Origin of the sequence: Ilumatobacter nonamiensis YM16-303 (genome assembly GCF_000350145.1) — a bacterium.
Lineage (GTDB): Bacteria > Actinomycetota > Acidimicrobiia > Acidimicrobiales > Ilumatobacteraceae > Ilumatobacter_A > Ilumatobacter_A nonamiensis.
The window spans coordinates 1-18,615 of the sequence record NZ_BAOL01000016.1; the positions used below are offsets into that span (position 1 = coordinate 1).

General features: G+C 67.8%; 21 protein-coding genes. 13 read left to right on the forward strand and 8 right to left on the reverse strand.

Translation table 11 applies throughout. The features are described from left to right. Window positions 1-327 (reverse strand): L-threonylcarbamoyladenylate synthase (locus ON45_RS02515; protein ID WP_040491665.1); only part of this gene is annotated, 327 nt, incomplete at its 3' end. Next, window positions 324-1,043, reverse strand: coding sequence for an alpha/beta fold hydrolase (locus tag ON45_RS02520; RefSeq protein WP_051062324.1), 720 nt, complete (start codon window positions 1,041-1,043; stop codon window positions 324-326). The genes ON45_RS02520 and ON45_RS02515, both read right to left, overlap by 4 nt. A 37-nt stretch (window positions 1,044-1,080) precedes the next feature. Here ON45_RS02520 and ON45_RS02525 point away from each other — a divergent pair, with 37 nt between their 5' ends. The 3 genes from ON45_RS02525 to ON45_RS20940 are packed head-to-tail and all read left to right on the forward strand — an operon-like array spanning window position 1,081 to window position 3,874. Then, complete coding sequence (locus ON45_RS02525; protein WP_040491667.1) at window positions 1,081-2,514, forward strand: GuaB1 family IMP dehydrogenase-related protein; 1,434 nt, start codon at window positions 1,081-1,083, stop codon at window positions 2,512-2,514. Then, the gene (gene cmk / locus ON45_RS02530; RefSeq protein ID WP_051062325.1) at window positions 2,511-3,191 is read left to right on the forward strand and encodes a (d)CMP kinase; all 681 of its coding nucleotides are present in this window, start codon (window positions 2,511-2,513) and stop codon (window positions 3,189-3,191) included. The genes ON45_RS02525 and cmk overlap by 4 nt, the downstream gene beginning before the upstream one ends. Beyond that, on the forward strand, window positions 3,188-3,874 hold the full coding sequence (locus ON45_RS20940) for a lysophospholipid acyltransferase family protein (protein WP_051062326.1): 687 nt from the start codon (window positions 3,188-3,190) through the stop codon (window positions 3,872-3,874). The genes cmk and ON45_RS20940 overlap by 4 nt, the downstream gene beginning before the upstream one ends. A 69-nt stretch (window positions 3,875-3,943) precedes the next feature. Here ON45_RS20940 and ON45_RS02540 read toward each other — a convergent pair whose 3' ends face one another. Then, the gene (locus tag ON45_RS02540) at window positions 3,944-5,218 is read right to left on the reverse strand and encodes a M18 family aminopeptidase (protein ID WP_040491668.1); all 1,275 of its coding nucleotides are present in this window, start codon (window positions 5,216-5,218) and stop codon (window positions 3,944-3,946) included. Between the two features lies 1 nt (window position 5,219). Continuing rightward, a complete protein-coding gene (locus ON45_RS02545; protein WP_040491670.1) occupies window positions 5,220-5,846 on the reverse strand; it encodes a histidine phosphatase family protein in 627 nt (208 codons plus the stop codon). Between the two features lie 20 nt (window positions 5,847-5,866). On the opposite strand from ON45_RS02545, the gene pyk reads away from it, so the two are divergent. Next, window positions 5,867-7,330, forward strand: a complete 1,464-nt coding sequence (gene pyk, locus ON45_RS02550) for a pyruvate kinase (RefSeq protein ID WP_051062327.1) — start codon at window positions 5,867-5,869, stop codon at window positions 7,328-7,330. Here pyk and ON45_RS02555 read toward each other — a convergent pair. Then, on the reverse strand, window positions 7,308-8,441 hold the full coding sequence (locus ON45_RS02555; RefSeq protein WP_040491672.1) for an MFS transporter: 1,134 nt from the start codon (window positions 8,439-8,441) through the stop codon (window positions 7,308-7,310). The genes pyk and ON45_RS02555 overlap by 23 nt on opposite strands. Beyond that, window positions 8,438-8,779 (reverse strand): hypothetical protein, encoded by a 342-nt coding sequence (locus tag ON45_RS22915; protein ID WP_040491673.1) that lies wholly within the window; start codon window positions 8,777-8,779, stop codon window positions 8,438-8,440. Before ON45_RS22915 ends, ON45_RS02555 begins: the two co-directional genes overlap by 4 nt. A 22-nt stretch (window positions 8,780-8,801) precedes the next feature. On the opposite strand from ON45_RS22915, the gene ON45_RS02565 reads away from it, so the two are divergent. From ON45_RS02565 to ON45_RS02580, 4 genes are read left to right on the forward strand one after another with little or no spacing between them, the layout of a single operon-like run. Further along, window positions 8,802-9,236 (forward strand): DUF3151 family protein, encoded by a 435-nt coding sequence (locus tag ON45_RS02565; protein ID WP_085946494.1) that lies wholly within the window; start codon window positions 8,802-8,804, stop codon window positions 9,234-9,236. Next, a complete protein-coding gene (gene mobA, locus ON45_RS20945) occupies window positions 9,233-9,796 on the forward strand; it encodes a molybdenum cofactor guanylyltransferase (protein ID WP_051062329.1) in 564 nt (187 codons plus the stop codon). Before ON45_RS02565 ends, mobA begins: the two co-directional genes overlap by 4 nt. A 27-nt stretch (window positions 9,797-9,823) precedes the next feature. Further along, window positions 9,824-10,150, forward strand: coding sequence for a rhodanese-like domain-containing protein (locus ON45_RS02575; RefSeq protein ID WP_241432136.1), 327 nt, complete (start codon window positions 9,824-9,826; stop codon window positions 10,148-10,150). Beyond that, a complete protein-coding gene (locus ON45_RS02580; protein WP_040491675.1) occupies window positions 10,143-11,327 on the forward strand; it encodes a ribonuclease D in 1,185 nt (394 codons plus the stop codon). Before ON45_RS02575 ends, ON45_RS02580 begins: the two co-directional genes overlap by 8 nt. A 24-nt stretch (window positions 11,328-11,351) precedes the next feature. Here ON45_RS02580 and ON45_RS02585 read toward each other — a convergent pair whose 3' ends face one another. Further along, window positions 11,352-12,128 carry a ParA family protein gene (locus tag ON45_RS02585; protein WP_040491695.1) on the reverse strand — a complete coding sequence of 259 codons (777 nt, stop codon included), beginning with the start codon at window positions 12,126-12,128 and terminating at the stop codon, window positions 11,352-11,354. Between the two features lie 107 nt (window positions 12,129-12,235). Between ON45_RS02585 and ON45_RS02590 the strand changes: the two genes are divergently transcribed. Further along, window positions 12,236-12,439, forward strand: a complete 204-nt coding sequence (locus ON45_RS02590) for a hypothetical protein (RefSeq protein WP_040491677.1) — start codon at window positions 12,236-12,238, stop codon at window positions 12,437-12,439. Window positions 12,440-12,448: 9 nt separating this feature from the next. Here the strand turns inward: ON45_RS02590 and ON45_RS02595 are convergent, their stop codons facing one another. Then, entirely contained in the window at window positions 12,449-13,204 is a 756-nt protein-coding gene (locus ON45_RS02595) for a DUF3109 family protein (protein ID WP_051062331.1), read from the reverse strand. A 165-nt stretch (window positions 13,205-13,369) separates the two neighbouring features. Between ON45_RS02595 and alaS the strand changes: the two genes are divergently transcribed. Genes alaS through ON45_RS02615 form a run of 4 tightly spaced genes read left to right on the forward strand, consistent with a single transcriptional unit; the run spans window position 13,370 to window position 18,525 of the window. Next, window positions 13,370-15,991 carry an alanine--tRNA ligase gene (alaS, locus tag ON45_RS02600; protein WP_051062332.1) on the forward strand — a complete coding sequence of 874 codons (2,622 nt, stop codon included), beginning with the start codon at window positions 13,370-13,372 and terminating at the stop codon, window positions 15,989-15,991. Window positions 15,992-16,019: 28 nt separating this feature from the next. Beyond that, on the forward strand, window positions 16,020-16,460 hold the full coding sequence (gene ruvX, locus ON45_RS02605; RefSeq protein WP_040491679.1) for a Holliday junction resolvase RuvX: 441 nt from the start codon (window positions 16,020-16,022) through the stop codon (window positions 16,458-16,460). Beyond that, a complete protein-coding gene (mltG, locus tag ON45_RS02610; RefSeq protein WP_040491681.1) occupies window positions 16,457-17,704 on the forward strand; it encodes an endolytic transglycosylase MltG in 1,248 nt (415 codons plus the stop codon). Before ruvX ends, mltG begins: the two co-directional genes overlap by 4 nt. After that, window positions 17,704-18,525 (forward strand): shikimate dehydrogenase, encoded by an 822-nt coding sequence (locus tag ON45_RS02615; RefSeq protein WP_040491683.1) that lies wholly within the window; start codon window positions 17,704-17,706, stop codon window positions 18,523-18,525. The genes mltG and ON45_RS02615 overlap by 1 nt, the downstream gene beginning before the upstream one ends. The last annotated feature ends 90 nt before the right edge of the window (window positions 18,526-18,615 follow it).

Below are 18,615 nucleotides of genomic sequence, written 5' to 3' on the forward strand. Positions count from 1 at the left end.
GCGCCCGCCCGCCACGGCCGCGGGCAACCGGTCGCAGCGGGGAACGATCAGCGTCAACGGACCGGGCCACCCCGCGGCGGCGAGCTTCCGGGCGGGGTCCGGGGCGGCGGGTGCCCAGTCGTCGAGGTCTTCGGGGTCGGCGAGGTGGACGATCAGCGGATGGTCGGTGGGCCGGCCCTTGACCGCGAAGATCCGCTCGATCGCGGCGGGATCCGTGGCGTCGGCGGCCAAGCCGTACACCGTCTCGGTCGGCATCGCCACGAGGCCGCCGGCGCGGATCACGTCGGCCGCTCGTTCGACTCCGTCGCGAACGAGGCGACGGGTCACGGGAGCGCGCCGACGAACTCGAGCGCGGCGTCGTAGAACCCGAACGATTCGGTGGTCGCGAAGTGATCGGTTCGGGAGAGCGTGACGAGTTGGCCGTTCGGGAACGCGGCCGCGAGATCGTCGGCCGGGTACACGAAGTCGTTCTCGCCGACGACGATCATCACCGGGCAGGTCACGCCGGAGATCCCCGCGGCGTCGATCTCGAATCCGGCCGGGCGTTCCATGACGGCCAGGAGTGCCTCGACGTCGTTGCCGGGCTGCTCCGCGTACTGCGCGAAGAGCCGCGGAATCTGTCCGAGCGATGCGGCATCGGCACCGTCGATGAGCGCACGGAGACCATCGACGATCGCCGTGGATCCCGAGTGATCGGGCTCGAAGACGTTCCGCCCGATTCCGGCGAGCACGAGTCGATCGAATCGCTCCGGGTGCTGGATCGCGGTTCGCAGCAACGTCAGTGCTCCGAGTGAGAACCCGATCGCACACACCGGCCGGTCGGGGAGCGCGTCGATGACGCGGGTCGTGAGGTCGGCGTACTCCGCGGGGTCGTGTGGCTTGGGGGCGGTGCCGTGACCCAGGAGGTCGACGCCAACGACCTCCTTGCCGCCGTCCTCGAGGAGCGCGGTGAAACCGTTGCGTTGCCACGTCGCCTCGAACGATCCGCCCCAGCCGTGGACCAGGATGACGGTGTCGGCAGGTTCGGTGTCCGGAGTTTCCACGGGCAACAGCGTAGAAGCGAATATCATCGGCGCCCTCATGCGCATGCTGCATCCCGACCCCGACCACGACCTGACGTTCAACGACGTCTTCATGGTTCCCAGCCTGTCCGACGTGGCCTCGCGGATGGACGTCGACCTCGCGACGCCCGACGGGATCGGCACCACGATTCCGCTCGTCGTGTCGAACATGACGGCCGTGGCGGGTCGCCGGATGGCCGAGACCGTCGCCCGGCGTGGAGGCATCGCGATCCTGCCGCAGGACATCCCGGTCGACGTCGTCGAGCGGGTGATCCAGAGCGTGAAGGCGTGTCATCCGGTCTTCGAGACACCGATCACGCTGTCACCCGACGACACGATCGGCGACGCGTTGTCGCTGATCAACAAGCGGGCGCACGGCGCGGTCGTCGTGGTCGACGGCGGGCGTCCCGTGGGGGTCTTCGTCGAGAAGGACGCCGAGGGCTTCGATCGCTTCACGCAGTTGCGCAACGTGATGTCGTCGAACGTGCACATCCTCGCCCCGGACGTCGACCCGGCCGCCGCCCACGCCGAGTTGGGGGAGCGGCGATTGCACGTCGCGCCGGTCGTCGACTCGGACGAGCGGCTGCTCGGCGTCCTCACCCGCAAGGGGGCGCTGCGCTCGACGATCTATCAACCGGCTGTCGACACCGACGGACGGTTGATGCTGGGCGTGGCCGTGGGGATCAACGGCGACCCGGCCGGACGGGCGTCGGAGCTGCGGTCGATGGGCGCCGACGTCTTGGTGATCGACACCGCACACGGTCATCAGACGCGCACTCTCCAGGCGATCGAGGCGGTCCGGGCAGTCGTCGGTGACGCGACGATCGTCGCCGGCAACGTGGTCACCGCCGAGGGCACACGCCACATGATCGAAGCCGGTGCCGACATCGTGAAGGTCGGCGTCGGACCAGGTGCGATGTGCACGACGCGGATGATGACGGGCGTCGGGCGTCCGCAGTTCTCGGCGGTGCTGGAGTGCGCCGCCGAGGCGGCAGGATCGGGCAAACACATCTGGGCCGACGGGGGAGTCCGGTTCCCGCGCGACGTGGCGCTGTCGCTGGCCGGCGGCGCCGCCAACGTCATGATCGGTTCGTGGTTGGCGGGGACGTTCGAGTCAGCCGCCGACTCGCGCACCGACACGGACGGGCAGCTCTACAAGGAGAGCTTCGGGATGGCCTCGAATCGAGCCGTCAAGAACCGCACCCGGTCCGAGTCCGAGTTCGAACGCGCCCGCAAGGAGCTGTTCGAGGAAGGAATCAGTACCTCGCGCATGTACCTCGACCCGGAACGGCCAGGCGTCGAGGACATCATCGATCAGATCGTCGCCGGACTCCGTTCGTCGTGCACGTACGCGGGCGCCGCGTCGATCCGGGAGTTCCAGCAGCGTGCCGTGGTGGGTGTGCAGGGCGCGGCGGGCTACGACGAGGGTCGGCCGCTCGGGGTGTCCTGGTGACCGAGCCGACGACGAGCGCACAACAGCATCGGACCTCGACGGTGATCGCGATCGACGGGCCGGCGGGAGCGGGCAAGTCGACGGTCGGTCGAGCGGTTGCCGCCGAACTCGGCGTCGGTTACCTCGACACCGGCGCCATGTACCGGGCGGTCACCCATGCCGTGCTCCGGCGGGGCGTCGACCCGTACCACGAAGCCGACGTCGCCGAGGTCGCGGCGACGATCGACCTCGACGTCTACGACGAGGATGGCCGCACGCAGGTGATGGTCGACGGTGAGAGCGCGACGGTCGAGATTCGTGGTCGCGAGGTCACCGGAGCGGTCAGCGCAGTCGCCGCGAACAGTGCCGTGCGCGCCGAGCTCGTCCGGCGCCAACGTGACTGGGTCGACGCCCATGGCGGCGGCGTCGTCGAGGGGCGTGACATCGGATCCGTCGTCTTTCCCGACGCCGACCTCAAACTGTTCGTGACCGCGTCCCCACGGGTCCGTGCCGAACGCCGCGTCGCCGAGACCGGCGGCGACGTGGACGAGGTCGAGGCGTCGATCATCGAACGCGACCGCCACGATTCCTCGCGCGCCGACAGCCCGCTCATGGAGGCGACGGGATCGCGAGTGGTCGACACGACCGGGATGTCGATCGACGACGTCGTCGCGGAGATCACGGGGATGCTGCGGTGAGCGCATCCACGTCGGGGCGCTACGTCACGAAGCCAGGACGTGACACCCGCTGGAACCGCCTGCTCTACGGCTTCGGCCGCCAGCTCGTCAGCAACAGCCTCCGGATCTACACGCGCGGCACGGTCGAGGGGAAGGAGAATCTTCCCGATGGGGCGTTCATCCTCGCTCCGATCCACCGGAGCTACATCGACACACCCATCTCGTCGTGGGTCCAGATGCGTCGACTGCGCTATCTCGGCAAGGACTCGATGTGGAAGTACCCCTGGGTCGGCAAGCTCTTCACCGCGATGGGCGCCATCCCGGTGCATCGTGGTTCGATCGACCGCGAGGCGCTGCGACGCTGTCTCGACGCCCTCGCGACCGGTCAGCCGGTCGTCCTCTTCCCGGAGGGCGAGCGCAAGGATGGCCCCGAGGTGTTCCCGCTGATGGACGGAGCCGCGTTCCTCGCGTCGAAGGCCGGTGTTCCGATCGTGCCGGTGGGGATCGCCGGATCGGACCGCGCGATGCCGCGCGGAGCGAAGTTCGTCTACCCGCACAAGGTGCACGTGATCGTGGGCGAGCCGATCAGCGTCGAGACGAACGATCGCGGCCGCGCGAACCGTGAGCAGCTCAATGCCACCACGACGGAGCTGCGCACCGAGATCCAGCGGCTGTACGACCTGGCTCAGGAACGGATCAGCTGAACCAGACCCACGTCGATTGCCGTCCGCGCCCTGCGGTCGAGGAGACTCAGGTTCGCCGCCGACACCCGACTACCCGAAGAAGACCCCGAGCGCGGCGGCCAGGTGGAGGGGATCCTCGGTCCCGCACAGTTCGCGGGCCGAGTGCATCGACAGCTGCGGGACCCCGACATCCACCGTCTCGATGCCCAGACGGGTCGCCGTGATCGGCCCGATCGTCGAGCCGCAGGGCATGTTGTTGCGGGAGACGAACACCTGCCACGGCACTCCGGCCGTCTCGCAGGCGTTCTGGAACAGCGCTGCCGTGGTTGCCGACGTCGCGTAGCGCTGGTTCGAGTTGACCTTGATCGCCGGGCCGGAGTTGATGATCGGGCTGTGTTCGGGCTCGTGTCGGTCGAGATAGTTCGGATGGACGGCGTGGGCGTTGTCGGCGGAGATGCACGCAGACGCCGCGCGGGCTCGGTGGAGGTCGCTGCGCGAACCACCGCGCGATTCGACCAGTCGCTCCAGCACCGTTTCGAGGAACGGGCCCTGGGCGCCGGTGGTGCTCGAAGAACCGACCTCTTCGTGATCGTTCAAGACGATCAGCGCGATGTGCTCGTCGGGCTCCGCACTCGACAGCGCCCTGGTCGCCGCCCAGCACGACAACTGATTGTCGAGGCGCGCCGAGGTGAGCATCGATGCGTCCACACCGAGGACTGCGGACGGTTGGACGTCGTGGAGGCACAGGTCCCACCACGCGATGCCGTCGTCGACGCCCGCCGCGTCAGCCAGCCACTCCGCGAACTCGCCGGCCTGCGCCGGACCGATTCCCCACACCGGAGTGAGATGCATCTGGCGATCGAGGACCAGGCCCTGATCGTTGACGCCGCGGTCGAGGTGGACGGCGAGCTGCGGAACGCGGGCAATCGGGCCATCGCTGACGAAGTCGACGTGTTCGCCACCGTTCGTGACGATGCGCCCGGCGACCCCCAGGTCGCGGTCGAGCCATGTGTTGTTGAGAATTCCGCCGTAGACCTCGACGCCGAGCTGTTTCCAGCCGGACAGTCCGGCGTCCGGCCGCGGTTTGACCCGCAGGCAGGGGGAGTCGGTGTGGGCGCCGGCGAGACGGAACCCGGTCGAGGGTGTGGCGGAATCCGGGATCGACCAGGCGATGAGCGCGCCGTCACGGACCACACAGCCGCGAGCCGGGATGTCATCCCACGGCTGTTGCTCGTCGAGCACAGCGAACCCGTCGAGGCGTTCGAGCGTCGAAGTCACCGCGTGCCATGGCGACGGCGATCGATCGAGGTAGCCGCGGAGGTCGTCGAGGACGGAGTCGTCGGTCGGGGGGTGGTCTGCAGTCATGTCAGCCTCGTTGGAACAGCCCCATCGGCAACCCGGTGCCGCGGAGGTGGCTCGTCTCGTTGATCGTCACGATCGAACGTTCTCCGGTGGAGGCCGCGGCGATTCGATGGATCGAGGTGTAGTTGGGGTAGAAGAACCCGCGCGAATCGGCGTCGAGTCCGAGAACCCTGGAGAGATAGGCGTTGATGACGCCGCCGTGGCACACCACGGCGACGCGTCCGCCCCGGTGCCCGTCGATGATCCGTTCGATCGCCCCGACGGTGCGCTCGTTGAAGGCGGTGGGATCCTCTGCCTCGTCCTGCCACGTCCCGTCGAGCATCGCCTGCCACCGGGGGTCGTTCGCGGCCTTCAGTTCCTCGACCGGCACGTACTCCGGGCTGTCCTTGTCGTACTCGGCGACGTCCGGTTCGATCACCAGGTTCAGCCCACGGTCGGCGACCACCGGTTCCGCGGTTTGTTGCGCGCGGGTTAACGAACTGGCGTACACCGCGTCGAGCGGCTCGGATGCGAGATACTGGCCGAGATGACGAGCCTGCTCGTGCCCTTCCGTCGACAACTCCGGGTCCGCAATTCCGTCGACCAACTCGCGTCGTATCGGCAGGGCGTGTCTGATCAACAACAGTTCCATCTACCGATAGACAAGCAGACATGACCCGTCGAACGAAGATCGTGGCCACCATCGGCCCAGCGAGTGATTCCCCGGAAATGCTCGAACAGCTCATCGAGGCGGGGATCGACGTCGTTCGTCTCAACCTGAGCCACGGCGATGTCGAGGACCATCTCGTCAAGCTCGCCCGTGTTCGCGACGCCGCCGATGCCGTCGGCCGAGAGGTCGCCGTGCTCGCCGATCTGCCCGGTCCGAAGATCCGCTCGGGACTCTTTCCCGACGGCGGGGTGATGCTCGAAGGTGGAAGTCTCGTCAACCTCGTTCCCGGTGACGGTCCGAGCGACGCCACCACGATCCAGGTGCAGCACGATGACCTCATCGAGGCGCTCGAACCGGGCGCCAGGGTGCAGTTGGGCGACGGCGCGCTCTCGATGACGGTGGTCGCGGTGGGGCCGGCTGCGGTGAGCGCGCGGATCGACACGGGCGGCCGAGCGAACGGTCAGCCGGGCGTCCACCTGTCATCGACCGTGGCCCGCCTCGAAACGCCGACCGCCGACGATCTCGTTCTCGCGGAGACGATGGCCGAGGCCGGAGTCGAGTTCATCGCGGTGTCGTTCGTGTGCGGGTCGGACGACATCGATCGAGTTCGTGCGGTCGTCGGAAAGCGGGCGCAGCTCGTGTCGAAGATCGAGACCCGCGCCGCCCTCGACGACCTCGAGGACATCATCGCTGCGTCCGACGCGGTGATGGTCGCCCGCGGAGACCTCGGACTCGACTGCCCGATCGAGGATGTCCCGCACCTCCAGAAGCGCATCGTGCGGGACTGTGTCGCCGCGGCGAAGCCGGTGATCACGGCCACGCAGATGCTGGAGTCGATGATCACGGCACCGTCACCGACGCGGGCCGAGGTGAGCGACGTGGCCAACGCCGTGTTCGACGGGACCGATGCGGTGATGCTCTCCGGCGAGACGGCGATCGGGCGCGATCCGGTGGGGGTCGTGCGCACGATGGCGACCGTCGCCAGCCGTGCCGAATCCGAAGCGAGCTACCGGCAGTGGGCGGAGAAGTTGCGGCGGCTGCAACGCGACTTCGACGGGACGATCCCGGTCGAGGAGCGGATCACGATGGCGCTGTCACACGCCGCGTCCGAGGCCGCTGTCGATGCCGATGTCGCGGCGATCCTGTGCTGTACGCGCAGTGGCCGGACCGCACGGGCGATGGCGCGGTTCCGTCCGGCGGCTCGGATGATCGGCTTGTCGCCCGATCCGAAGATGGTCCGCACGATGTGCCTGTCGTGGGGCGTGGAGCCGATCGCGGTCGACATGTACTCCTCGACCGACGAGATGGTGTGGTTCGCCGTGGAAACCGCGCTCGAGAGCGAGGCGATCGACCACGGTGACACCGTCGTCGTCCTGGCCGGCGCGCCGAGTGGCCCGGGTGCCGATCCGCATCGCGGGCAGCGTTCGGTTGCGACCGACGTGCTCAGACTCGTCCGCGTCGACTGATCACGAGGGCGGTGGCGGCGAGCGTGGCCGCGACCGCCGACAGCGCGAGGGTGCCCTCGACCCCGTAGGCGCCGAACAGCAATCCTCCGGCGATCGTGCCCGACCCGCGGGCCACCGTTCCGACCCCGTTCGACATCGCGATGGTGGTGCCGCGGGCTCCGGGCATCGCTTCGGTGACGAGGGAGAACGAGGTCACGATCGCGAACTCGAATCCGCACAGGAAGATCAGGATCCCGACGACGCCGATCCAGAGCGTCTCGTCAGCGATCGCCATGACGGTCTGGCCGACCATGACCAGCGCGATCCCGGTCATGGTGCTGCGGAACTTGCCGAAGCGGTCGGCGAAACCCGCCGAGCCGGTCGAGGCGAGCAACTCGATCGCGCCGAACCCCATCGCAACGGCGCCGAGCCCGCCGGTCGACACGCCGAACGCGTCGTCCAGCCACGCACCCGAAATCGCGAACACCGACAGACCGGCCATCGCGAGCATCGCCGATCCGCCGATCACGAACCACGCCCGCCGGGTGATCGACCGCCAGCCCGGGGTCGGGATCGGATCGGATGGATCGGGAAGCGGCCGGCTGCTCTCCGCGGAGCGCCAGATCACCGCCGCCATTCCCGTCGCGGCGAGGGCGAGTACGACGTACGGGCCGCGCCAGCCGAACAGCGAGATCAGCACCGCGATGATCGGCGCGCCGACGAGCAGTGCCAACGCCCACGACGTCTCGTACAAGCCGATCGAACGCGCGCGTTCCGCGTAGGCGACGCGGTGGCTGATGTAGGCGTGGCCGGCGACCGTGCAGTTCGCGACGCCGAGCACGACCAGGACGAAGCCGATCGCGAACGTGAAGGTGGTGCCCACGAGTGACACCAGCGACGACACGGCGATCGCAAGGAGTGCGAGCGACATGACGGCACGCTCTCGGCCGCGGTCGAGGCGGCTGCCGACCGCGATCGTGGAGAGCCCGGACATCTCGCCGATGCCGAGGATCGTCGTCATCTGTCCCGTGGTGGCTCCGAAGGCCTTCTCGAGCACCGGGAGGAAGGGCGGCACCCAACGCAGCGCTGTGTTCGCGACCGCCTTGCCGGCGGTCAGGCGCACCAGGTTCACGGGGACGCTTCGGTGGTGACGGGCGCGTCGGTGTTCTCGTCGGGGGAGTCGCGTGGGTCGGAGATCGTGATCGTGGTCCCGAAGAACGAGCAGTCGGTGTCGATGATCGTGGGGTTCACACCGTCGAACTCGTACGCGGCCATCACCTTGTCGGCACAGTCCTGCAGCGACGCGCGCTGTGTCCACACCGCGAACCCGAACAATGCCAGCACGCCGACCATCAGCAGCTTCTGGAAGATCGACTTCAGGATCCAGAAGCCGAGTACCGCGGCGACGGCGAACACCACGACCAGCCCGATGGCGATCGTTCGGGCCTCCGACAGCGTGATGGCGAGCACGTGCGCAGCGTACGCTGACGCCGTGAGCGACCAACCGATCCAGTTCTCCAGCGGCATCCCAACGACGGTGCTGCCCGCGCCCGCCCCCGCCGATGCCGAACGACTCGCGGCGGCCCTCGCCCTCACCGGTGAGGAGCGACGCACCGCGGTCTCTGCGGTCGTGGCGGCGTCGCCTCGGTTCCTGGCCGGTTGGGCCGAGCTGGGAGACCTGGGCCGCGACACCATCGAGCGCTACGCGGCGTATCGGGTCGGATATCACCGCGGCCTCGACACCTTGCGGGCGAGCGGCTGGCGAGGTTCCGGGTACGTGCGCTGGGCGGAGCCGACGAATCGTGGGTTCCTGCGGTCGCTGCGTGGGCTCGGGGCGATGGCCGCCGAGATCGGCGAGATGGACGAGGCCGAGCGCTGCGCCCAGTTCCTGCTGCAACTCGATCCGTCGGGTACGGCGGAGTCGTGAAGGTCGCCGGCGTCGTCCTCTCCGGTGGGGCGAGTCGGCGGATGGGGCGAACCAAGGCGACGATCGACGTCGACGGTCGAGCGATGGCCGATCGGGTCCTCGACGCGCTCGCGGGCGTCTCGGCCGACCCCCTCGTCCTGGTCGGCGGCGATCCGGTCGAGCTCGCCGACCTGCGCGCGCCCGTGGTTGCCGACCAGTACCCGGGTGAGGGGCCCGTGGGAGGCGTCCTGTCGGCGCTCGATCATCTGGCGGCCGACGGGAACATCGACGCAGCGTTCGTGCTGTCGTGTGACCTCGTCGACATCACCAGCGATGCGCTGTGGCCGATGCTCGAAGCGGCCGCGGGCGACGGACACAGTCGCGTCTGGGCCGCGGCCACCGACCGGTTGGAACCGATGTGTGCCCTGTGGTCGCTGGCGGCGCGAGGCGTCGTGCGTGAGCGGTTCGTGGCGGGAGAACGGGCACTGCATCGCGTGATCGCCGAACTCCCGCACACGACGGTCACGGTCGATGCGGCCGCGCTGCGCAATGTCAACCGACCGGACGACCTCCCGAAGTGAGCGACCGGATCGGTAGGGTCGTGCTCCGTGGCAATTGACGAGATCTCCGTGGCCGACCTGCATGCGCTCGGCCCCGACGTGACACTGATCGACGTGCGTGAGGACGACGAATGGGCTGCCGGCCGGGTCCCGCACGCGCAACACGTGGTGCTCGCCACCGTTCCGGGGCGACTCGACCTGTTCTCGGGTGACCCCACGTACGTGATCTGCAAGGCGGGCGGACGCAGCTACCGGGCGTGTGAGTTCGCTGCAGGGGAGGGTCACCGGGTGGTGAACGTGGCCGGCGGGATGCTCGCCTGGGCCGATGCCGGATTCGACATCGCCACCGATGACACCGAAGACACCCATGGCTGAGCAACGGCCACCGCACATCGACTTCGGCTGGATCGACAGTCAGGACGGTCTCGTCGAACTCGTCGACGAGCTGCTCGAGATGCCGCGCTACGCGCTCGACACCGAGTTCCATCGCGAGCGCACGTACTTCCCGAAGCTGGCCTTGATCCAGATCGCCTGGTGGCCGGAAGGGACCAACGACAAGCAGGAGTTGGTGCTCATCGACCCGCTCGAACTCGATGTGTCCGAGTTCGGTCGACTGTTCGACACCGATTCGCTGTGCGTGATCCACGCCGCGCAACAGGACCTCGACGTCCTCACGCACGCCGTCGGTTCGGTCCCGAACCGCATGTTCGACACCCAGATCGCCGGTGGGTTCGTCGGATACGGCACCCCGTCGCTCGTGTCGTTGCTCCAGGGCGAGGTCGGCATCACCCCGGCCAAGGGCGACCGGCTGACCGACTGGCTGCACCGACCGCTCACCGACAACCAGTGCCAGTACGCGGCGGCCGACGTGGAGTATCTGCTCGACGTCCACGACCGGCTCGTGGCGAAACTCGAGGAGATGGGTCGGCTCGGCTGGGCCGAGGAGGCCTGCGAGGAACTCCGCACCCGCCCGGTGAGTGGAGCGAATCCGAGCGACTCCTGGCTCCGGTTGAAGGACGCGCGTTCGCTGCGACCGAAGGGTCGGGCGATTGCCCAGTCGCTCGCTGCGTGGCGCGAAGAACGTGCGATGCGCGTCGACATTCCCGTCCGCCAGGTGCTGCCCGACCTCGCGATTCTCGGAGCGTCCCAGCGCGGCCCGTCCACGCTGAAGGAACTGCGCCAGGCGCGAGGCATCGACGACCGTCACACGAAGGGTGGGATCGCACAGGAGATCCTCGACGCCGTCGAGCGTGGCAAGAACGCTCCGCCGCCCGACGCTCCGAAGTCGACCGACGATCTCGACCGCAATCTACGACCGGCGATCACACTGATCTCGGCGTGGGTGTCGCAGATGGCGCGCGACGAAAAGATCGACACGACGATGTTGGCGACGCGTGCGGACATCGTGTCGCTCCTGCGTGACGACGACGATGCCAGGTTGGCGTCGGGCTGGCGTGAGGAGCTGCTCGGTCAGGGCATCCGTGACCTCGTGTCAGGAAAGGCCGGGCTCACGTTCGACCCGCAGGGCCGTCTCACCCTGATGCCCGTCTGACCCGCACCGCCGGCGTCGACGACGTCAGGTCCGGCGGGTGGTGCGGCGAAGTTTCGCCCAGAGCTTGTCGAACACGTCGATCGCGTCGCTCGCGCGGCTGGCGTAGCTGTGGACCGGCCGTCGCTCGCCGACGGCCTGGTTGAGGATCACCCGGGCCGGGACCGGAGGCTTCCAGATCGTCGCGCGGCCGACGATCCGTTGGAGTTCCGCGACTCGTCGCTCGGCTTCGTTCGAGATCGCCGGGACGCGGTTGAGCACGACACCCGAGAGTTCGAGGTCGGGATTCGACACGTCCCACACGTCGTCGATCGCATCGGCCACTCCGCCGATGCCGCGCAGCCCGAGCGCCGACGGTTCGACCACCAACAGTGCATGCCGCGCCGCGGTGAGCGCGTTGGTGGTGAGATTGCCGAGCGACGGCGGACAATCGATCAGCACCGCGTCGTACGAGTCGAGCACGTCGCGGCCCTCGCGGAATGCGGCGGCCAGCCGCCCGGTTTCGCCGGCTTCGAAGCCTTGAAGGGTGTCACCAGCGGGGATGACATCGATTCCGTCCGACCATCCCGACTCGCCGTCGGCCGGACGGATCGCCTCGACGATCGGAGCGCCGGAGAGCACGTCCGCCACGGTGACGTCGTCCGGATCGGAGTCCACACCCAACACCCAACTCGCCGATCCCTGTGGGTCCATGTCGATCACCAGCAGGCGCCGTCCGGCGGCCCCCGCCGCCGACGCAAGGCCGAGGGTGACCGTGGTCTTTCCGACCCCACCCTTCTGGTTGAGGACGGCGACGCTCGACATGGCGCCATCGTGACACACGACCGACTGCTTCTCCACGCCCGCGAATTACCTGCTCCCGCCGATACAATCGTGTCTCCATGTCAACCGTCCAGTGAGGGAGCCCTGTCGTGAAGAAGGGTCGTCATCGCCGTTTCGAAGAGGCGAGAAAACTGAAGCAATCGGGCCCCGGGGCCTTTGATCTGGGGTTCGGTGACTCATCGACCGACGTCGTCGATGACGACGAGGACGATGACGACGACGAGTACGCAGCGCTCGCAGCGAAGTACGGCGTCACGTTCGACGACGACGAAGACGACGACGCCGACGACTGAGACGACTGATCAGTCGCGGACTCGAAGTGCCGGATGCGGCACCGGAACCGCCGTCGGTCGTTCGAACACGGCGACCATGAGGTCGTAGATGTGTGAACCCACCAGTTCGCTGATTTCGTCGCGCGCGGACACGTAGTAGGGCTCGCCGCCGACGAACGCGTCCGGTGTCTCGGTACACCACCAACTGAAGTCCTGGCCGCCCTCGCCCCAGTCGCGTCGCTTCCACTCCCGGAGTCGGGAGGTGACGTGGCCGGATTCGTCCTCGGAGTGCTCCAATCGCAGCGGAACCTGCCAGCAGACCTGCGGCTTCCAGTCGAGGGGTCGCTCGCCCTCCGCTTCGGCCGCGATGTGGAGCGCACATCCCACGCCACCGTCGAAGCCGGGCCGGTTGAGGAAGATGCACGCATCGTCGACGAGGCGGCTGACGATCGTCGGTTCACCTTCGTCGTCGAGTTCGCCCGCCATCGTGTAGCCGTGCTCCACCATGTCGGCGTGGAACTGCATGTGCTCGGGCTGCAGTCGGCTGACGAACGTGTCGACCGTGGCGAGATCCTCGGCGTCGACGAAGTGGGCGCCGTAACTGCAGCAGCCCTGTTCGAGTTCGGGCGTCGGCTGGTCGAGGATGCCCTTGCAGCCACATCCGTAGATGCACCGGTAGTTCGAGCGCAGGAACGTGGCATCGAACACCCAGGTGCGGTGTTCGTCGGGATCATCGAAGCTGATCCACTCGTGCAGGTCCTCGTGGACCACCGGATTCTCACTCATCGGGCCACTCTCTACCAGCTCGCTCGGTGAGATGTGAGACCACCCGTTCGTCTCACATCTCACCGGAACGCCGGAGTCGGTCGGCGCGGTGAGAGTTCGGGCGTGGTGTCGGTCTCACATCTCACCGGACGTCGCGGATCGGAGATGGATAGCATCCACGGCCGTATGGCGACGACTGACTCGATGACGGCTGATCAGCTCCGTGACTCGTTCACGGGGTTTTTCGCGGACAAGGGCCACACGGTGGTGCCCTCGGCGAGCCTGATCCCGCACGATCCGTCGGTGATGTTCAACGTGGCCGGAATGGTGCCGTTCAAGTCGTACTTCACCGGTGACGAGCAGGCTCCGTACAACCGTGCGGTCGCGTCGCAGAAGTGCGCCCGAGCCGGCGGCAAGCACAACGACCTGGACGATGTCGGCCGGACCAAGCGGCACCTCGTGTTCTTCGAGATGCTCGGCAACTTCAGCTTCGGCGACTACTTCAAGGAGAAGGCGATCCCGTGGTCGTGGGAACTCGTCACCGGCGATCCTGCATCGGGTGGTTGGGGATTCGACGGCGACCGCATCTGGGTCACCGTGCACGAGTCCGACGACGAGGCCGAGGCGATCTGGCACGAGTCGGTCGGCGTGCCGATGGATCGCATCCAGCGGCTGGGCGACAAGGACAACTACTGGCAGATGGGCGACACCGGCCCCTGCGGACCGTGCAGCGAACTGCACATCGACCGTGGACCCGAATTCGGTCCCGACGGCGGGCCGCTGGGCGACCCGTTCGGTGACCGGTTCATGGAGTTCTGGAACCTCGTGTTCATGCAGTTCAACCAGGCCAAGGACGGCACGCGGACGCCTCTTCCACGGCCCTCGATCGACACCGGTGCCGGGCTCGAACGGATCCTCGCGCTCAAGCAGGGCGTCGACTCCGTCTGGGAGACCGACCTGATGCAGCCGCTGATCGACGTCGCCCAGTCGCTCACCGGCAAGAAGTACCTCGTCGGCGACTACGAGGATCCGAACAGCTTCGGGCTGCGGGTGTTGGCCGAGCACGCCCGCTCGTCGTCGATGCTCGTCAACGACGGGGTGTTCCCGTCGAACGAGGCGCGCGGCTACGTGCTGCGACGGATCATCCGCCGAGCGGTCCGCTTCGCGTACATGCTCGGCACCGAGTCACTGGTGATGCCGCGCCTCACCGAGACGGCGATCGGCGTGATGGGCAATGCGTATCCCGATCTGGTCAAGAACCAGGACTTCATCACCAGCGTGATCACCCGCGAGGAGGAGAGCTTTCGTCAGACCCTGAAGAACGGTCTGTCGATCCTCGACACAGCGTTGGAGGACGATCCGTCATCGCTGTCGGGTTCCACGACGTTCCTGCTCCACGACACGTACGGGTTCCCGCTCGAACTGACGCAGGAGATCGCGTCAGAGCGCGACGTCGCTGTCGACCTCGACGGGTTCAACGTCGCGATGGACGAACAGCGCACCCGCGCGAAGGCGGCGGCGAAGGGTTCCGTCGATGACGCCTCGCTCGGTCGCTACCGGGAGATCGTCGATCAGTTCGGGGTCACCGAGTTCGTCGGCTACACCGAGGAGTCGGCCGAGGCCCGCGTGCTCGCGGTGTACGAGACCGACGACGGCGGCGCCGAGGTGTTCCTCGACCGAACGCCGTTCTATGCCGAATCCGGTGGTCAGATCGGTGACACCGGGACGATCGTCACCGAGACCGGCACCGCCGAGGTGCTCGACACGACCTACGCGATTCCGAACCTGCGGCGCCACACGGTGAGGATCACCGACGGCACGATCACATCGGGCCAGTCCGCGACCGCGACGATCGACCACGAGCGCCGCGAGAAGATCCGTCGCAACCACACCGGCACCCATCTCCTCCACCACGCCCTGCGGGAGGTGCTCGGCGAGCACGTCAAGCAGGCCGGCTCGTGGGTCGGGCCCGATCGCCTGCGCTTCGACTTCTCGCACTACGAGGCCGTGACGCCCGAGCAGATCGCCGAGATCGAACGACTCGCGAACGCCCAGACGCTCAACAGCCAGCCGACGCGCATCTTCGAGACGACCAAGGACGAAGCCGAATCGCTCGGAGCGATCGCGTTCTTCGGTGACAAGTACGGCGACATCGTGAGGGTGCTCGAAGCCGGCGACACGATCGAGTTGTGTGGCGGTACGCACGTTGCGGCCACGGGCGACATCGGCATGGTCAAGGTCGTCAGCGAGGCCTCGATCGGGTCGAACCTGCGCCGGATCGAAGCATTCACCGGCGAGGGTTCGGTCGCGCTGCTCCAGCGCGACGAGGCCCTGATCGGTGACGTCGCGACGCTCGTCGGCGCGCAGAGCGACGACGTGGTCGGCGGTGTCCAGCGCAAGCTCGACGAGATCAAGTCGTTGCAGGCGGAGATCAAGACCCTCCGGGCGCAGCTCGCAATGGGTCGGGCCACGGAACTGGCCGCGATCGCGAACGACGGTGTGGTCGTCACCCAGGTCGATCAACTCGATCCGGGTGAACTCCGCGACCTGGCGATCGCCGTGCGCCAGCAGCCGACGGTTCAGACCGTCGTGCTCGTCGGTGAGACCCCCTCCGGAGGAGTGGCGCTCGTCGCGGCCGTGCCGAAGGATGCACAGCAGCCGGCGTCGGTGCTGTTGAAGGACGCAGCCAGAGCCGTCGGCGGCGGAGGCGGCGGAAAGGGAGACATCGCCACGGCCGGCGGGAAGGATCCGTCGGGCATCCAGGAGGCGCTGCAGATCGCCGCGCAAGCCGTTGGTCAGTTCTCCTGAACCGTCCGGTGCTGCTCGGGTTCCCGGTGTGCGGGCGCTCGGTGTCGACCTCGGCTCCAAGCGGATCGGAATCGCCGTCTCGGACATCTCCGGGACCATCGCCTCGGCATTGACCACGGTCCACCGCTCCAAGAGTCGGCGTCACGATCACGCCGAGATCGCCAAGCTCGTGAACGTGGAGGAGTGCGAAGTCGTCGTGGTCGGTCTGCCGCTCTCGCTCGACGGCACCCACGGACCTGCCGCGAAGGCTGCCACCAAAGAGACCGAGCAGATGGCTAGCGTCGTAGGGGTGCCCATCGAGATGTATGACGAGCGGTTCACCACGGTGACCGCCGAGCGACACATGCTCGAGGTGGGCCTCGATGCGAAGCAGCGTCGTCAGGTCGTCGACAAGGCGGCGGCCGCGGTGATGTTGCAGGCGTGGCTCGAGCATCGCCGCAACACGTGGGCACACGGTGGCGTGTCATGACCACCGAGCTCGATCCGTTGCTGCCCGAGGCCGAGGTCGATCCCGACTCCGATCCGGCCCTCGACTGGGAAACCGATCCGTGGGACAACTCCGATCGGACCGGAAGCGTCGAACGGCTGCGGCATCAGACCCGGGTTGCCAAGTGGAGTGTGTATGCGGTGATGTGCATCGCGATCGTGATGATCGTGATCGCCGGCGCCGTCGGATGGTGGTACGTCCAGAAGTTGAACCCGGAAGGTGAACCGGGTGCCGTGCAGAGCTTCACCGTCGCCGAGAACGAGACGTTCGACTCGCTCGCCGAGCGCCTCGTCGACGACGGCCTCATCTCCGATGCCGGCGTTTTCGAGCAGTACGTCGACCGCAACGGCGGCCTCGAGATCACGCCGGGCTACTACGAGATCCGGCCGAACGACCACATGGGCAACGTGCTCGGCCGACTCCGTACCCCACCCGGCCAGACCTACAGCTCCGTCACGTTCCCCGAGGGTTTCACGCTCACGCAGATCGGTCGGCGCCTCGAGGCCGAGATCGACCGCACGTCGGCCGACGACTTCGCGGAGGCCGCCGCCGATCCGGAGGTCACGTCCACGTTGATGCCCGCCGGTGGGGCGTCGTCGCTCGAGGGCTTGTTGTTCCCCGACACCTACGAGGTGTCGAACGCCGAGAGCGAGGCGCAGGTGATCGACCGGATGATCGCGCTGATGGAGCGGGTCACGAACCAGGAGGACATCACGTCGAAGGCAGCGCTCCTCGGGCGCACGCCGTACGAGATCCTGACGATCGCCTCGATGATCGAGAAGGAAGCGAAGGTTCCCGAGGACCGCGCCAAGATCTCGCGGGTGATCCACAATCGCCTAGGCGTTACCACGAACAACCCCGACAACCCCTTCCCGCTGCAGATCGACGCGGCGGTGCTGTACGGGCGCAATCAGCTCGGACTCGATCCGAACACGCCGTTCTCCGAGGTTCGCCAGATACCGAGCGACTGGAACACGTACCTGCTACCAGGTCTTCCGAAGACGCCGATCGCCAGCCCCGGTCGAGCATCGATCGAGGCTGCCCTGAACCCGGCTCCGAACCCGGCGCCTGGCGATCCGATCTGTGTCGACCTGCCGCAGCCGGACGAGTGCTTCTACTTCTACTACGTGCTCGCGGACGAGGACGGCACCCACGCATTCGCGGCGACCGGAGAGCAGCATCAGGCGAACGTCGACCGCGCAGCGGCGGCCGGACTCCTCGGTTGATGACCGGCCGGTTGGCCGCGGTCATCGGATCGCCGATTGCCCACAGTCTGTCGCCGGCGATCCATCGGGCGGCGTTCGACGCGGCCGGAATCGACTGGTCGTACGTGGCGTTCGACGTCGCCGATGGTGAGGCGTCCTCGGCTCTCTCGGCGATGCGCACGCTCGGGATCGCCGGGCTGTCGGTGACGATGCCGCACAAGGCGGCGGTCGCGGAGCTGGTCGATCGGCTCGATCCCGCAGCACGGGCTCTGCAGTCCGTGAACACCGTGAGCTGGGACGGTGACGACCTGGTCGGCTCGTCGACCGACGGGGCAGGATTCGTCGCATCGCTCGCCGACGCCGGGGTGTCCGTAGCAGGCGCTCGGGTGGCGATCATCGGCGCCGGGGGAGCGGCACGGTCACTGGTGGTCGCGCTCGCCCAGGCCGGCTCGGATGACATCACGGTGCTGAACCGGAGCCCCGACAAAGCCGAGCAGGCAGCGGCGTTGGTGCCGGTCGCGTCGCCTGGCGTGATCAGTGACCTCGACCGAGCCGACATCGTCGTCAACGCGACGAGCGTGGGCATGGGCGACGACGACGGCTCACCGTGCGAGCCCGAGCGGCTCCACGACGGTCAGGTCGTCGCCGATCTCGTCTACCACCCGCTCGAAACCCGCTGGTTGCGTGCCGCTGCCGAGCGTGGGTGTCGGACCGTCGACGGCCTCGGCATGTTGGTCCATCAGGCCGCTCTCCAACAACGGATCTGGCTCGGCGACGACGCCGTCATCGACACCGTCGCCATGCGCACCGCCGCCGAATCCGCCCTCGCCACCCGGAACTGACCAGCGCATACCACCCGGGGTCCCGGGGTCCCGGCCGGGTCTGGCCCATCGGGGGAAATTTCGTGGGATCGGGACCGTGGGCGTCCGGAT